Raw genomic sequence first — 15798 nt, forward strand, 5'->3', positions numbered from 1 at the left:
GTTTGGCGGGACCGCTCTACTTCAGCCCAACATTGGAACTAAGCTCTAACGCAGGACTGCTCCAACGCCCTGGCCGGCGCCAACCCAGGGTCCCGGCCCATTATAGGGCTCGGCTCGATCTTGTGCCCCGGCCCAACCGCTTGTCCCTGTCCCAACCCCCTACCACCGACCCGCCGGGAGCTCTCGCCGATCCGCTCCGTGCGGCGGCTTACAGCCTTACCGTCTGCCACAGCACGGCCTCTGCGCCGGCCAGGCTGGCCTGAATATCGATAATCCGCTGGTTGGAGCTGCCGCGGAAACGGAGGGTGGTGTCCTTCAGGGCCTCCTCGAAGCGCCCGTCAATCAGCACCTGGCACAGCGACAGCAGCTTCCACTCGGGCGATCCCGGCATGGCCGCCAGCTCTTCGTAAGTGTAGCCGGTGTAGATCCAGACCGGGAACTCCGGCAGTGTTCCGCGCACTTCATAGATGAATTCCGCAACTTCCTCCGCGGAGAAAAAAGGGTCACCGCCCGCCAGCGTCAGACCGCTAAGCAGCGGATTGGCGGCCATTTCGCCGATGATCTGCCGCCTGCGTCCCGGTGTGAAGGGTTCGCCATACCCGAAATTCCAGGTTTCGGGATTGAAGCAGCCGGGGCAGCGGTGACGGCAGCCGCTGACGAAGACAACTGCCCGCAGACCGTCGCCTTCGTTAATGGACTCCGGGTAGTAGCCGCCAATATTCATAGATGCTTGACCCGGTCCCTGACCTCGGCCTGCTTGGCCGCGTTGAAGCGGGTCTGGTAATCCCCGGTCAGGTAGCCTGTAACCCGGCGCAGACGGCGGATATGCACATGCTCTTCATGAGCGCCGCAGGAAGGGCAGGTCGCGCCGATCACGCCCTCATAGCCGCAGCCGGAGCACCGGTCGACGGGATGGTTGATGCTGAAATAGCTGATATTTTGCTCCAGGGCGTAACGGATGATTTGGACAAAAGCCGCCGGGTTGCTGCGCGCATTGCCGTCCAGCTCCACATAGGAGATCGCGCCGGCGTTGCAGTAATCGTGGAACGCTGCTTCTAGCTTGATCTTGTTCGCTGCCCCCGTCGGATAGTAGACCGGAACGTGGAACGAGTTCGTATAATACTCGCGGTCGGTGACGCCTTCGATTTCGCCGAATTCCTTGCGGTCGATCTTGGTGAATTTGCCGGACAGCCCTTCCGCCGGAGTGGCGAAGAGGGAAATGTTCAGTTCCAGCTCGTCGCTTTTGCGGTCGCAGAACTCACGCATATGCCGCACGATGGCGAGCGCTTTTCCGTACACCTCCGTGTCCTCGGCGTGATGCTTGCCGTACATCGCCTTCATGCATTCGGCCATGCCAATGAATCCGAGCGACAGGCTGCCGTGCTTCAGCAGTTCACTCACCCGGTCCTCGGGTTCCAGCAGTTCGCCGCCTTCCCAAACGCCTTCGCGCATCATGAAGTCGGACGCTTTGGCCTTTTGCGCCGCCTGGATGCGGAAGCGGTGGAGAAGACCTTCCAGAGCGATTTCCATATAATGATCCAGATCATCGTAAAAGCCTTCCTCATCCGCCGCTTGCCGCAGACCCGTTGCGGTTCCATATTGGATGCCAAGCCGGACAAGGTTCAATGTATTGAAAGACAGATTGCCTTTGCCGGAGCAATAATTGCGTCCGAAGCGGTCGCCGAGCACCCGGGTGCGGCAGCCCATCGTTGCGAATTCGGTATCCGGGTTCGCCGGATCGTAGTACATCAGATTCAGCGGGGCGTCCAGATTCGCAAAATTCGGGTACAGCCGCCGCGCCGAGCATTCCGCCGCCTTCAGGAACAGCGCGTAGTTGGGTTCGCCCGGCTGCTGGTTCACGCCTTTTTTACATTTAAAGATCTGAATTGGGAACACCGGCGTTTCTCCGCTGCCCAGTCCATTCATCGTAGCCGTCAGCAGGGAGTCGATAACAAGCTGTCCCTCGGGCGAGGTGCAGGTGCCGTAATTGATGCTGGTAAAAGGAATTTGTCCCCCCGCTCTGGAGGACATCGTGTTCAGGTTATGTATCAGACTCTCGGATGCTTGAAGCGTTTCGCTCTGCGTCTCCTTCAGCGCGTAGCGGAAGGTCTTCGGATACCGTTCCTTCAGATCGGTCCGGCTCATTGTGATTTCCCCGAGGTCCTCGCCGGCTTGTCCTTCTTCAAAATAATCCAGGCCCTTGCGGAACAGCTTGGCGAAGGATTTGGCCACATAAGGGGCGAGATCGTGATCGAGCTTGCTTCCCGATACGCCGCCGTATTGAGAGTTTTGCTGGGATTGAAAAATAATGGCCGTAAGCGCCATGGCCGTCATAATGGAGTTCGGAGGCCGCACGCTGCCGTTGCCGGTGTTGAAGCCCTGCCGGAGCAGCTTGTCAAACGGGATAAAAATGCAGTTCGTCGTTCCGATGGCGTATTGGTCCAGATCATGCACGTATACGACGTTCTCCTTGATCGCCTGCACAAGCTGGGGCGGCATCGTGAAGCTGCGGGCATACCATTTGGAATACTCGCTGCCGAATTTGCTCATCTTGCCGGAGAAGCTTTCCCCGTTCAGATTGGCATTCTCCCTCAGCAGATCCATGTCCCGGCTGTCGATAATATCGCGCCCCAGACCGATAACTTCCTCCAACAGAACTTCGTTTGCGCTTTGGCCGCTTGTTTGCCGTTTCTCCAGCAGCGTCATTGTGCAGCTCTCCTCTCCATAACGTCCCTGTCCTAAAACTCTGATTATCCTTGTGTTCAAAAAAAACTTGCATTCCAAAAAGGCATTTCCCGCCCAAGAACGCAGGAAATGCCACTATGTTCGCCAGGCCCGTCCAAACAAAGCCCGGTCATATCAAAAACTTACATAGCGGACACCCCTCCTGTTCCTCGCAGGCGCTCTTATGAATGGTGTCGCTGGAAACAGGCAGGTTTCCTGGCTTCCGTCTGTTCTTCCGGCGCCTTCCCGGGAGCCGATTCCTTGCGCTCTCAGTGGCCTTGTGCCGGAAGATGCCGCCCGCGTCCTCGCCTGAGGAGGGGCATCCGGTTACAGTGGCGGGACCGCAGCGGATTCGCACCGCGCTTCCCTATTAAGCTATGACTTCCCATTAGAGAGTCAAGCACCTGATTCCACTATATTTTGTTGTCGTTTATTTAAGATAACCCAATATGTTGTATCTGTAAACATATTTTTTGAGTTTTTGATATCCACAGAACATCCACAAACCGTCCACAGGTAATCCACAAATTCATCCACAAACTGACCCTTCAAGAGTCAAAAACGAGAGGGGATATGGCATCGTTTGAATCCGGATTTGCTGTGATTTCGCCACAAACAATCCTGATAGGCCTTCCGGCTATGTACGAATGAGAGAGGACGATTTGTAGCCAGGCTCCCCAATTGCTACAATATAGGAAAGCTGTATAGGGATGTTTCCTCAATGCAGCGTGGAGAGGGAGGTTATTCAAATGGCTATCGCCGAAATCACCGTAATTCCGATCGGAACCGGCAGCACCAGTCTCAGCAGTTATGTCGCCGGGATGCAGCGCGCGCTGGAGAGCGTGGAGGGCATAACCTTTGAGCTTACATCCATGGGCACTATTATTGAAGGCCCGCTGCCGCGCATTCTGGCTGCGGTCGAAGTCCTGCACGAATCGCCGTTTGCGGCTGGCGCCCAGCGCGTGTCCACTGCGCTCAAAATCGACGACCGGCGCGACAAAGAGGCCAGCAGCAAGCAGAAGCTGGAGTCGGTGGAGCGCAAGCTGCACGAAGAGTAGGAGCAGACAGACTGCCGGGGCGGCATGATTGCCGCTCTGGGCAGAGGCCCATTGGGCGGCAGGGACAGCGGATACGGTTTGAGCCGAACGGAGTGTGCAGCAGCGAACCGCTTTCCCGCCCGGTTTGTTAGGGGCATCCTCCCAAAGCAATGGCGCCAATTTCTTGCAACAAACCGGTCTAAAAAAGAGTTGCTTTTTTCGCTAAACGGGGTATAATAGTTTCTGTTGTGACGGAAAATTAACAATATGCTGGTGTAGCTCAGGGGTAGAGCAACGCACTCGTAATGCGTAGGCCGGGGGTTCAATTCCCTTCACCAGCATCCTGACAGTCCTTATGTAGCGCGGAATTCCGAATTAATCGGAGCCGCGCTTTTTTGTTGCTTCTGCCATTTTTCCACCTTATTCGAGTATCGCATTTTCTGGGAGGAAGAGTCCCATTATTATTCATTTGGGCCCCTCATCCCGCCGTTCCACTAAGCATCCGTCAATCATACTCTACCAATAAAGGAGGTGATAAGCGATGGATGACAGAAAGATTCGAAGCCTGTTGGATTCTGCATCGCGTCTAATTTCAGATGGTGTCTGGCAGCGCGAATACAGTAATCTTTTGTTGAAAGAACCGGTAAATCCGAATATATCCCCGTCAGCCAGAGCATTGTTGTCGTATTTGTACCAATTGCAGGGCAAGGCGATTATCTCCGGGCAGCATGAATATCTGGAGTCACCGAACCAGTTCAGTCCGTACATTTTCAGTAAGACAGGCAAATACCCGAAGCTCAAAGGCGTGGAATTCGGCGCGATCAACGGCCAAAGCGACCAGACCACCTATAACCAGCGGGCCAATGTGGTCAATGCCTGCAAGGAATGGGTGCTGAATAAAGGCGGCATCATCACGGCTACCTACCATGCGACATTCCCCGGAACCGCCAACACCTGGGCCAATGTACAAGCCGACTGTACGCCTGAACAGTTTGAGCCCATCATCACACCCGGTACGGATCTGTACAACGCGCTGATTGAGGATATCGATCAAGTCGCAGAACATTTGAAGGCGCTTCGCGACGCGAATGTCCCGGTTCTCTGGCGTCCGTATCATGAAATGAACGGAACGTGGTTTTGGTGGGGCGGCCAGCCGAAGTTTAAAAATCTGTGGGAGATCATGTATGACCGGTACGTGAATGTTCATGGCCTGAATAACTTGCTGTGGGTCTGGAGCCCGAACGCGAACAACCAGTGGTGCCAAAACGCCGCCGATTTCTACGTTGGCCACAACCGCGCGGACGCGCTCGGCATGGACATTTACAACAACGACTTCAAGGCTTGGCATCACCAGGAATTGCTGCGGATCGGTGAAGGCAAGATCATAGCGATTACCGAGAACGGCCAAAATCCGGACCAGGCCACACTTCGTCAGAAGCAATATATGTATTCGTGGTTCATGACTTGGGGGAGCTATGCAAGAGACGGCAGCCGTAACCCGGCGGATAAGATGTGGGCCCTCTATAACGACCCTTTCGTGCTGACCCTGGATGAACAAGATCCGCCGGAGAATCCCGTGTACCCGCCCGATACATCCATTGGAAACGGTTTATGGGGGGATTATTACGTTGGGCCAAACTTCGAAAAGTACAGCCTGGGCAAAACGGTTCCCAAAATCGATTATAACTGGATGAAGGGAACGCCGGTGGGCAATTACAGCATGTCCATCAAGTGGGCAGGGTACCTCCGCGCCAGATATACCGAAGATTATACACTGTATACGAAGGCCTCAGACGGCATAAGGCTGTATCTGGATAACAGACTTCTTCTGGATGACTGGACGGTGCACGGCACGCAGGAGCATTCCGTGACCATGCGTCTGGAAGCCGGAAAATATTATTTTATTGAGCTGCATTATTTCAACGGAGGCGATCCCGAGGCTGCCGTAAGCCTCTCGTGGTCCAGCTCCAGCCAGCCGAAGGAAGTGATTCCGCAGTCGCAACTATATACAGGGTAGTCTTCAAGCCGCCAAAGGCGGTTTTTTAATTTGTATAGAAAATCCACATACCGCTGATAGCTGCCCAGCACTTATCTTAAACCGCCTTAATACGATGATGTGATGTCGCATGATCATAAGGAGGATGTTACGAATGCGGAAGAAACGGCCTGCTGTAAAGAAGAAGACAACAACGGCTAAACAGAGACATGTGCATGAATTTGAAGGCAGCACCAAGCTGGCGGAAGAAGGCGCAGACCGGCACAATCACCGGTTTGCCGGCGTTACAGGACAAGCGATCCGGTCGGGAAACAGTCATGTCCATGAAATTGATCTGGAAAAAACGGATTTTCTGAACCATTTTCACAATCTGAAAAAGATCAGAACGGGACCGGCTATTCCGGTCGGAAACGGCAAGCACGTACACTTTGTATCCGGCCGGACGACATTAAACGACGGTCATACCCACCGGTTCCATTTCGCTACCCTGATTGAATCGCCGCTTATTTAATGAACCTGTCTATGTAATAAAAGCGCGGCGGCGAGATGAGGCTGAATGACATCGCCGCCGCTTTTTCCATACTTATTTATCGCTTGTCCTTTACGAACTTCTTGTTATTACATCAATTGTACACCTGGCAAAATAAGAGCCTACTTTTGAAGTAGGCTCTTATTTTGAACGATTTGACTAGAAAGTTTTAAGGACAATGACCAAGAGGATATAGAGCACCAAAATTACGGTTGTAGAAGTAAACATTTTTCCATAGCCTGCGCACTCGCTCATTACTTTAACCTCCTTTGGTTTTCTTAGACTAGTGTATGCATCTTTTTGATTTGTGGTAGTGTTATCGCCTAACTTCCGGTTTTTCTAACTTTCACGGTTTTCCATCCGGGCATTTTAGACAAACAGCCCGGCTCTCCGCTTTAGCGGGAGTCCGGGCCGTTTAGGGCGATGCCGTAAGAAATAAGTATACGGCTATTGAATTAGCTTGACCGAGCCGCCCCGCATCTGAACTTTGCCGCCAACCGAATAGAACGACAGGCGTTCGAGAGGTTTCTCCGGAAAGATCAGGCTGGTGATGGAGGCCAGGCCATCATTGGCAAAAATCTCGACCGAGGAAGCGTCGATGAGCACGCGGATATCCTTGAGCTGGCCCAGTTCCTCTGTCGTCTGCGGCAGCGGGAACATTGTCGAGAAGCCGGTGTCCCCGGATTGCTCTCTCCGCAGAGCGAGGGTCCGCTCGTCGGCAGAGTAAGAGATCACGGTCCGGTCGGTGCCGGTATGATGAATAATGATGCCGAACTCCGTGGCTTCGAACCGCTCCAGATGAATGCTTAAGTCGGCGCAGTCCGCTTCGGCTTTAAGCTCAAAGACGTTGCCTGGGCTTAAGAGGACGTTGGGGAGAGCAATCGTTTCTTTAAACTGGAGGTCCAGCTCTTGAACCGGGTGCTGGTGCAGCAGCGCTTGGCCTTCTGACGTCCGGAGCGACAAGGTGCGGGGAATAGTCATAGAGCCCCGCCAGCCCGAACTCGGAATCTGATTTGCGTACCGCCAGTTGTTCATCCAGGCGACATAGATTCTTCTTCCATCTTCCTTCGGAATATCCGAGAAGCTGACGCCCGCATAGTTGTCTTTGCCGTAGTCCAGCCACCGGATGTCGCTGTGCTCCGGCGTAAAGGCGGTTCCGTCAAAGGAGCCGACGAAATACTGCGTGCGGGAGCCGTGCTCAAGCTCGGCGTTGTCGCCTACGCTGACGAGCAGCACCCACTTGCGCTCTTCAGTCCCCTCAACCGCTAGCTCAAACAAATCCGGGCATTCCCATACGGCTTCATGTGAACCCACCCCGTCGCCAAACTCGCTTTCGAACGTCCATTCGATCAGGTTGGGAGAGGAGTACAGGGTAATGGTCTGGCCTGTAGCCAGAGCCATAATCCATTTTGCGTATTGCTCGGACCAAAAAACTTTCGGGTCGCGGAAATCCGGATTATCCGGATGCTTCAGCACGGGATTCCCTTCGTATTTGATCCAGGTTCTTCCGTTGTCATGGCTGTATGCCAGGCTTTGGCTTTGTACGGTGGGAGACGTTTCGCTGCCGCCCAAATGGCTGGTGTAAATGGCCACGATTCCCGGCTCCTCCGGGAAAAAACCGGAAGTATTGTTCCAATCGACAACGGCGCTGCCGGAAAAGATCGTTCCGTTATCATCCGGGTACAAGGCGATATCGAGTTCTTCCCAGGTGGTCAAATCCTTGCTGACGGCATGCCCCCAGTGCATCGGTCCCCAAACTGAAGAGTAGGGATGATACTGATAGAACAGATGGTACTCTCCGCCCCAATAGACGAGTCCGTTCGGATCATTAATCCAGTTTTGCTTGGGAGAAAAATGCAATACGGGCCTTTGATTGGCTATTTTTAAAATTCCCACTTCATCTACCGCCTTCAATTTTATTGTTCATACTCTAAAATTCGTTTGCAATTTGTAAGTTTGGACAGGATCGGATTTTTACATTTGACAATATGATTAATTTACAATTTAGCAAACTTTCTTTGGAAATGTCAACAAAAATGTAAAGATATAATTGTTCATTTGTAAAATATCCGTTGTGAATAGCGCTGGAATGCTATATATTAAATAATTAAGAAGGGTGCTATAAACAAAGGTGGAACAACATTCATGAGGAAACCGAAAGTTACCATTCAACACATCGCCGATTCTTTGGGAATATCCAGAAACACGGCATCCAAGGCGCTTAACGGTGTTATAAGCATACCGGCAGAAACCAGGAACAAGGTGCTCAGGAAGGCGGCCGAGCTTAAGTATAAACAATTCGCTTATATGGATATAGACACGGCGGGCCACGTTCCCGAAAGCCAGGGCAATATCGCTCTTCTGACCTCCAATCTTCCGAACAGCTCTCATTTTGGTTCCCAACTGATCAGCGGGCTGGAGAAAAGGATCAGCGCCGAGGGCTACACCTTGTCGATTTATTTTATCCGCGAGAACGAAAAGGGCGGTTTGGCTCTGCCCGGCAACTTTGAAGCTTCGAATGTGGACGGCGTCATCTGTATTGAGATGTTCAACAAGGAATACAGCGAGCTGATCACCAGCCTCGGCATTCCGGCCATCTTTGTGGATTGCGCATCTGATATTTTCCACCCGGAACTGAAAGCGGATCTGGTACTGATGGAAAATGAGCATAGCGTGTATTCCCTGACCCGGAAATTGATCGGTCACGGATACCTGAGCTTCGGATTTGTAGGCGATTACAATCACTGCAAAAGCTTCAATGAGCGATGGGCTGGATTCAATAAGGCTTTGAACGAATCCAGAATCAAGCCGGACCCTTCTTACTGCATCGTGGAACCGGACCGGAACTTTTTTCTGGAAGGCGATTGGATGAAACGGAAGCTGGACGCGATGAAAGAATGGCCCTCCGTCTTTATTTGCGCCAATGATTTCATTGCGATAAGCGTCATGAAGTCCCTGAAAAACAAAGGGATCAAGGTGCCGGAAGAGGTTGCGGTATGCGGTTTTGACGATTCTTCGGAGTCGCGTGTCGTCGAGCCGCCCCTTACGACGGTGCATATTTACAGCAATCATATGGGCATTATTTCGGCCGAGATGTTATTATCAAGAATGAAAGATCCATCAAGGCCCTTCCAAGTCACTCATGTGGGCACGGACCTGGTATTCAGAGGCTCCACGCCCGCACTGAACTAAATCCTACATATGAGGTGATAAAATGAAAAATTATGGAACGGTACTTTGCGTTGGTGAGTTGTTAATCGATTTTTTCTGCACGGATGTGGATGTCAATCTTGTTGACGGACAGCATTTCTCGAAGCAAGCGGGCGGGGCTCCGGCCAATGTCAGCGCGGCGATCGCCAAGCTTGGGGGGAACGCGTCCTTCCTGGGCAAAGTCGGAGACGATCCCTTCGGCAAGTTTTTGAAGCAGACGCTGGATCAGGAACGTGTCGACACTTCCATGTTGTTGTTCGAACAGGGAACGCCGACAACACTGGCCTTTGTTTCGCTGCAAGGCAACGGGGAGCGCGACTTTGTGTTCAACCGCGGCGCGGACAGACTGGTGCGTCCGGAGGATTTGGACAAAGAGCAGATCAAACAGGCGGCAATCGTTCATTTTGGCTCCGCAACGGCATTATTAAATGATCCTTTCAGACAGACTTATCTGGAGTTGATGGACGAAGCGAAGGACAACGGGCAATTTATCTCCTTTGATCCGAACTACCGGGGCGACCTATGGAAAGGCAGAGAAGAGGAGTTTATCAGCCTTTCCAAGCAAGGAATCGAGAAAGCTGATTTCGTAAAACTGAGCGAGGATGAATTGAAAATCGTCAGCGGCGAGTCAGACCGTAAGTCTGCGCTGGACATTTTGCATGGCTGGGGAGCCAAGACGGTAGCCGTTACCCTTGGAAAAGAGGGCACACTGATTTCGACCGGCGCCACCAGAACCCTGATCGACAGCATTTCGGTAAAATCCATCGATTCTACCGGGGCGGGGGATGCTTTTATCGGAGCGGTGCTGTACCAGATCAGCGGGCTGGAGCAGCCGAAGGAATTCGCTCAAGATTTTGAGCAGCTTCAGAAATTTGTAACGCTTGCCAACCGTGTCGGAGCTATCGTATGCACCAAAGTCGGAGCGATCGCGGCGCTGCCTACATTGGAAGAGGTTAACCGTTTTGCTTCACAGGCCGATTCGACAATTGAAGTTTAAGCTTGGTTTAAACGCGGTTCTCCGGTGATTCGGGGGGCCGCTTTTTTTAATGCGGTTGAACAGAAGCTATTTGGCCGGGTAAACTCTTCTTAAGACAGAACGCGGGAGGATGCCCATGTTTGGATTCAATAAAAAGAAAAAAGCCGCTGAGTTCATCGGACTTGCGGCTCCGTTAAAAGGAAAACTTCTGCCGCTGAAAGATGTGCCGGACCGGGCATTTTCAAGCGGTACTATGGGGCGAGGGCGAGCGATTCTGCCATCGGAAGGAAAAGTAACGGCGCCTTGTCCGGGTACGGTCGTTCATATTATGGAGAAAAGCAAGCACGCCCTGCTGCTGGAGCATGAAACCGGATTTCAGATGTTGATTCATGTCGGCATTGAAACGGTATCGTTAAAGGGGGAAGGCTTCTTCCCCCGCGTCAATGTAGGCGATAAAGTGACGACCGGCCAGACGCTGCTTGAGTTCGATATAGAGATCATTGAAAAGGCGGGGCTGTCGGCGATTACTCCGATTATTATACCTAACGGCCAGGAAATGATCGAAAGCGTAGAGTTTACAGAGGATTCAGCCTTCAGGGAGAATGAGCCTTTTATCCGTGTTTTGCTGAAGAACTGGTAAAAATATAGGGGTCCGGCGAAATTTAAGGTATTTTTCAGCTTTTAGTCAGGTTATTTTCAGGTTCGGGGTGTATATTGAAATTACCAAACACCCCCCAGTGTTTTGTATATAAACTTATACGGTCCTGTCGACTCCCACGGCAGGGCCGGTTTTTTTTAAAGGAGGACCTTTTTTTAAAAAAAATCAATGGAATTTCTGAACAGGAAGAGATATTGTGATAAAATTCACAACGTTATGCGCCAAATTGATCTATATTAAATTCAGGTAATTAAAATTAAAAATATTGGTTCTGGAAAGAGGAATGAATGATGAAAGTAGAAGGAAACTTCCGTCGCGGATTGGCTTTTGGCGTAATGTTCAGTGTTCCTTTGTGGATGTCCCTGATCGGCTGGCTGCATGTTCTGTAACCTAACTGTTTTCGAAATGGCGAAAATTAATAATAGAGATGATTAGCGAAGGGCTGCCTGGGGATTGACGGCGGCTCTTTTTGCGTGGAAAAAAAGTCCGGCCGAAAGCACCAGCCATGCCCCGGCTGAATCTGCGATCTTCGCTCAATTTTATGCAAGGCACCCGGATCATGCTATACTGTTGCGTAGCTTCTGAAAAGCGGCAAAAACTATGAATTTCTTGGAGAAGGCCGGGTGAACCAAAGTGTTGTGGAGTCTGATTGCGATGGCGGCAATTCTCATTTGCGCCGGCGGCGTAACCTATGCCGGGCTTTATTTTTACAAGGTGGCTGTTATGCGGGCCCCTAAAGTATTCATGAGCAATAATCCCGACCTAAAGAGCAATCCGCCCGTCGCGGGAGCTTCCTGGGGAGAAGGGCAGCAGTGGATTGCAAACCAACAAATCCGGAATTTGGAGCTGGTGTCGGACGACGGCTTGAAGCTGCGCGGATACTGGATTGCTTCGGACCGGGCCGAAGGGCGGACCGCGATTGTGGCCCACGGCTATTCGGGCAAGGGCAAGGACATGGGGGCGTACGCCAAAATCTACCGCGACGTGCTCGGGTTCAATGTTCTGATTCCCGACGCCAGAGGGCATGGGGAAAGCGAAGGCGGTTATATCGGCTTTGGCTGGCACGAGCGGCGCGATTATGTGCGCTGGATTCAGCGCGTAATCGAGGAGACGGGGACGGAGGCGCAGATCGTGCTGCACGGCGTATCGATGGGCGGGGCGACGGTGCTGATGACCTCGGGAGAAGAGCTGCCGCCGCAGGTCAAGGCGGTTGTCGCCGACTGCGCCTACACCTCGGTCGCCGCCGAGCTGTCTTACCAGCTCCGGAGAATGTACCGGCTGCCGAGCTTTCCTTTTCTGCAGAGCGCAAGCCTGGTGTCGCGCATCAAGGCCGGTTATTCCTTCCGCGAAGCCTCTGCGCTGAGACAGGTGCGCAGGGCGACGGTGCCGATTTTATTTATCCACGGAGACGCCGATACCTTCGTTCCCTATTTCATGCTGGACGAGCTGTATGACGCCTGCGGCAGTCCCAAGGAACGGCTGGCGGTGCACGGCGCCGGGCATGGAACGGCCTACGACACAGATAAGGGGACGTATATCCGCAAGGTGGCCGATTTTATCGGCAAGCATACAAAGGCATCCCCGTAAAATGGACAGCGCCCGGTATCCGCAAGCAGCGGTTACCGGGCGCTTAGTATGTTGACGGAAACGGCGATGTCCGTAAGACAACGGGCTTCCGTTCAGTATATTTAATCCTCCCGCCGTTCGTGAGCAACGGGCTTCTTACTCCTCATATATTTCCAGCAGCCGTATGGCGATAATAGATTCTGCATCCAAAACGACAAAAGCCCTACCTCTCTTTTGCCCTTGCGGCTCCAATGACCGCGCCAGTGCGAGTCGGAAAATCACAGGTTGAATATCATCTCATAAATAAGGAAGAGTCGCATAAGAAAATGTAAAATTTTCAATAAAAGATACCGATAAACACAGTAAGTTGCTTCTGTGCGATCCTTTATTAGCGAATTATTAATGTTGGGAAAATCAAATATTACTTTAGTATAGCGTATAACAAGATAAAACACAAACTAAATATTGAAGAAAAAGGAAAATGGAGGAGACATGAATATTTATAAATCCTTTTTAAAAAAGCAGATCCTCCATTATTTATGCGGTTCCGGGGTAGCCGTCATTGCGGGGGGCGGCCTGCTGATGGGCGCCACGCTTGAGATAAGCGAGGCCGAGTATGGACGGCTGATCCTTAATTTATGCTTTTCGTTTGTCATTATGGTGTTTGCCGAGTTACGGCAGTTCAAAAAGCATATTGAGCCCATCCGCCTTGCTTTCATTGAAGCGGAGCCTTCGCTTGAGATGCTGAGGAGCGCCTATTTGCGGACACACCGGCTGCCGATGCTGGCGGTCAAGCGTATTTTCGGTCCTCATCTGCTCGGTCTGTCGGTGCCGTCGAGCCTTGCTGCGGTCTGGATGATTCATTCGGGACTGCTCCATCTTCCCTATTCGTATATCGGCCTTGGGTTGATCGGAGCGGTATTGATTGCGAGCATGCATGCGCTGATCGAATTTTATCTGACCGAAGCGGCCATTCCCGTCCTGGTGCGGCACTTCCGGGAGGAGGCGCTGACAAGGCATAAGGTCGACTTCTCGCTGGAGGAGCACAGTTATGTGTCCATCGGCCCCAAGTTTCTGATCAGCTGTACGCTGATTGGAACCTTTCCGCTTTTTTTATTCAGCGTGATGACCCAGGTGCGGCTGGGCAGTCTCAGCGGAGCGTCGATGCGCACCTATTGGGCGTGGGCGGGCCTTGTGGTTATGCTGGGCATTCTTTTCTCCATGATCGCCGCCCTTCTCCTGACGCGCAGCGTGCAGCGGCCCATCCAGCAGTTGTACGCGGCGATGAATGAAGTCAAAGACGGCCGTCTGCTGCAGCTGCAGAATCACTACTCGGATGAGTTCTCCCGGCTGGTGGCGGGATTCAACATGATGACCAAGGGCCTTCAGGTCCGCGAGCGCCAGAACCGGCAGATGCTGGACAGCCTGTTCACAACGCTCGCGGTGGCGCTTGACGCCAGGGACTCGTATACGGCCGGCCATTCGGTCCGCGTGGCGGAATATTCCGTCATTATCGGACAACTCTCAGGGATGCGCGGCCAGGAGCTCGACAACCTTCACAAAAGCGCTCTTCTGCATGACATCGGAAAGATTGGAGTACGGGACAGCGTGCTGTTCAAGGAAGGGAAGCTTACGGACGAGGAGTTCGGCCAGATTAAGAGCCATCCCGTGCTTGGTGTAAATATTCTCGGCCAGATTGAGCCTCAGGAGAAAATAGCGCCCTACCTCGGCGGTGTGCGTTCGCATCATGAACGTTATGACGGAAAAGGATATCCCGACGGGCTGAGCGGAGACGGCATCCCGCTGTTTGGCCGGATTATCGCGGTTGCCGACGCTTATGACGCGATGACCTCGGATCGTCCTTACCGTAAAGGCATAGCCCATGAGCAGGCGCTTGCCATATTGGAGAAAGGAAGAGGGACCCAGTGGGACCCGGAATTTGCGGCGCTGTTCCTGTCCTATTTCGGTAAAATATGCGGCACCAGAGGCGAGGGTTATCCTGAAAAAACCGGATAATCCTTTTTTTCTACAATGATAAATATACATTTTTGTGAAGTCCGCCGGAAATTGGGCAATCAAACTTTCGCTTTCATTGAAGGATTTAGAGCAGACCGTTATAATTAATAAGTCTGGTTATTATTTAATTAAAAAATAAGGGAGAATTTTATGAAACGCGCAGATATGCTGCTGGTTGCCGTCGTATTGATTGCTGCGCTCGCTTTTCTTGTCCCCCGTTATATCGGCACAGATGCCAAGGGGAAAGAGCTGGTAGCCAATATTACGGTGGACGGCAAGCATTACCGTACCGTAAAGCTGACCAAAGAAGAACAGACCATTGATATCCGGACGGAACGCGGCTATAACATCCTTAAAGTGCATGACTATGGCATAGAGATGTATGATGCGGACTGCCCCGACAAGGTATGTCTGGGGTTCGGATTTATTTCCCTGCCCAAGCAGACGATTGTTTGTCTGCCGCATCGGGTTCTGGTGGAAATCGCAAGTCAGACGGGGGAGGACGAAATAGATGGGATTGTCAGGTAGCGAATCGACCCAGGCGCTGAAGAAGACGGTCATTATCGCGATCTTTTCCGCGGTTGCCGTCGTGCTGGGCATCGTGGAAGCCCAAATTCCTTTATCCGCGATGGGACTGATGCCGGGGGCGAAGCTGGGCTTTGCCAACATTATGATTTTGACCTGCATTTATTTTTTGCGCGGACGCGACGCTTTTATGCTCGTTATACTGAAAACGCTTCTTACCGCTTTTATCCTGGGCACCTTCTCCAGTCTGCTGTTCAGCTTGTTCGGCTCGTTGCTCAGCTTTGCGGTCATGTTCCTTCTGATGAAGGGAGGGCGCAATCGGCTGAGTCTGATCGGGGTCAGCATCGCGGGCAGCATCGCCCATAATATCGGGCAGCTGGCTGCGGCGTCCATCGTGATGGGCACCTCAAGCATTCTGTATTATTTGCCGATCCTGCTGGTGACCGGGATTGTCACCGGCATCGCGGTCGGCTATGCGGTTCGTTATTTGGTGTCCTCATTGTCCAAAATATCGCTGTTCGAGGAATTTTTACGCTAAGCGCCTTCACAGCCGCTGGGAGG

At 52.3% G+C, this 15798-nt stretch carries 14 protein-coding genes, 1 tRNA gene and 1 riboswitch; of the genes, 11 read left to right on the forward strand and 4 right to left on the reverse strand.

The window, feature by feature from the left end:
- Positions 1–208 precede the first annotated feature (208 nt).
- Positions 209–724 (reverse strand): anaerobic ribonucleoside-triphosphate reductase activating protein, encoded by a 516-nt coding sequence (nrdG, locus tag EH198_RS21835; protein ID WP_124697638.1) that lies wholly within the window; start codon positions 722–724, stop codon positions 209–211.
- Entirely contained in the window at positions 721–2706 is a 1986-nt protein-coding gene (locus EH198_RS21840) for an anaerobic ribonucleoside triphosphate reductase (protein WP_124697639.1), read from the reverse strand. Before EH198_RS21840 ends, nrdG begins: the two co-directional genes overlap by 4 nt.
- 207 nt (positions 2707–2913) lie before the next feature.
- A riboswitch (cobalamin riboswitch) is annotated at positions 2914–3147 on the reverse strand.
- 326 nt (positions 3148–3473) lie between these two features.
- On the opposite strand from EH198_RS21840, the gene EH198_RS21845 reads away from it, so the two are divergent.
- The 4 genes from EH198_RS21845 (at position 3474) to EH198_RS21860 (ending at position 6268) form a co-directional block, all read left to right on the forward strand.
- The gene (locus EH198_RS21845) at positions 3474–3782 is read left to right on the forward strand and encodes an MTH1187 family thiamine-binding protein (protein ID WP_124697640.1); all 309 of its coding nucleotides are present in this window, start codon (positions 3474–3476) and stop codon (positions 3780–3782) included.
- 248 nt (positions 3783–4030) lie between these two features.
- A tRNA-Thr gene (locus tag EH198_RS21850) sits at positions 4031–4102 on the forward strand.
- Between the two features lie 200 nt (positions 4103–4302).
- Complete coding sequence (locus tag EH198_RS21855; protein WP_124697641.1) at positions 4303–5778, forward strand: glycosyl hydrolase; 1476 nt, start codon at positions 4303–4305, stop codon at positions 5776–5778.
- A gap of 133 nt (positions 5779–5911) precedes the next feature.
- Positions 5912–6268 (forward strand): YmaF family protein, encoded by a 357-nt coding sequence (locus EH198_RS21860; RefSeq protein WP_124697642.1) that lies wholly within the window; start codon positions 5912–5914, stop codon positions 6266–6268.
- Between the two features lie 177 nt (positions 6269–6445).
- On the opposite strand, the gene EH198_RS25235 is transcribed toward EH198_RS21860, so the two are convergent.
- Positions 6446–6541 carry a YjcZ family sporulation protein gene (locus EH198_RS25235; protein ID WP_246014500.1) on the reverse strand — a complete coding sequence of 32 codons (96 nt, stop codon included), beginning with the start codon at positions 6539–6541 and terminating at the stop codon, positions 6446–6448.
- A 192-nt stretch (positions 6542–6733) separates the two neighbouring features.
- Complete coding sequence (locus tag EH198_RS21865; RefSeq protein WP_124697643.1) at positions 6734–8182, reverse strand: glycoside hydrolase family 32 protein; 1449 nt, start codon at positions 8180–8182, stop codon at positions 6734–6736.
- Between the two features lie 249 nt (positions 8183–8431).
- On the opposite strand from EH198_RS21865, the gene EH198_RS21870 reads away from it, so the two are divergent.
- From EH198_RS21870 to EH198_RS21900, 7 genes are all read left to right on the forward strand, one after another.
- Complete coding sequence (locus EH198_RS21870) at positions 8432–9478, forward strand: LacI family DNA-binding transcriptional regulator (protein ID WP_124697644.1); 1047 nt, start codon at positions 8432–8434, stop codon at positions 9476–9478.
- 22 nt (positions 9479–9500) lie between these two features.
- Positions 9501–10493 (forward strand): carbohydrate kinase family protein, encoded by a 993-nt coding sequence (locus EH198_RS21875; protein WP_124697645.1) that lies wholly within the window; start codon positions 9501–9503, stop codon positions 10491–10493.
- A gap of 115 nt (positions 10494–10608) precedes the next feature.
- Complete coding sequence (locus EH198_RS21880) at positions 10609–11112, forward strand: PTS sugar transporter subunit IIA (protein WP_124697646.1); 504 nt, start codon at positions 10609–10611, stop codon at positions 11110–11112.
- Between the two features lie 672 nt (positions 11113–11784).
- On the forward strand, positions 11785–12717 hold the full coding sequence (locus tag EH198_RS21885) for an alpha/beta hydrolase (protein ID WP_124697647.1): 933 nt from the start codon (positions 11785–11787) through the stop codon (positions 12715–12717).
- Positions 12718–13188: 471 nt separating this feature from the next.
- Positions 13189–14712, forward strand: a complete 1524-nt coding sequence (locus EH198_RS21890) for an HD-GYP domain-containing protein (protein WP_124697648.1) — start codon at positions 13189–13191, stop codon at positions 14710–14712.
- A gap of 150 nt (positions 14713–14862) precedes the next feature.
- Positions 14863–15240, forward strand: coding sequence for a NusG domain II-containing protein (locus EH198_RS21895; RefSeq protein WP_124697649.1), 378 nt, complete (start codon positions 14863–14865; stop codon positions 15238–15240).
- Positions 15224–15775: a Gx transporter family protein gene (locus EH198_RS21900; protein ID WP_025332917.1), complete on the forward strand. Its 552-nt coding sequence runs from the start codon at positions 15224–15226 to the stop codon at positions 15773–15775. Before EH198_RS21895 ends, EH198_RS21900 begins: the two co-directional genes overlap by 17 nt.
- The last annotated feature ends 23 nt before the right edge of the window (positions 15776–15798 follow it).

It is taken from the genome of Paenibacillus rhizophilus (assembly GCF_003854965.1).
Taxonomy (GTDB): Bacteria; Bacillota; Bacilli; order Paenibacillales; family Paenibacillaceae; genus Paenibacillus_AQ; species Paenibacillus_AQ rhizophilus.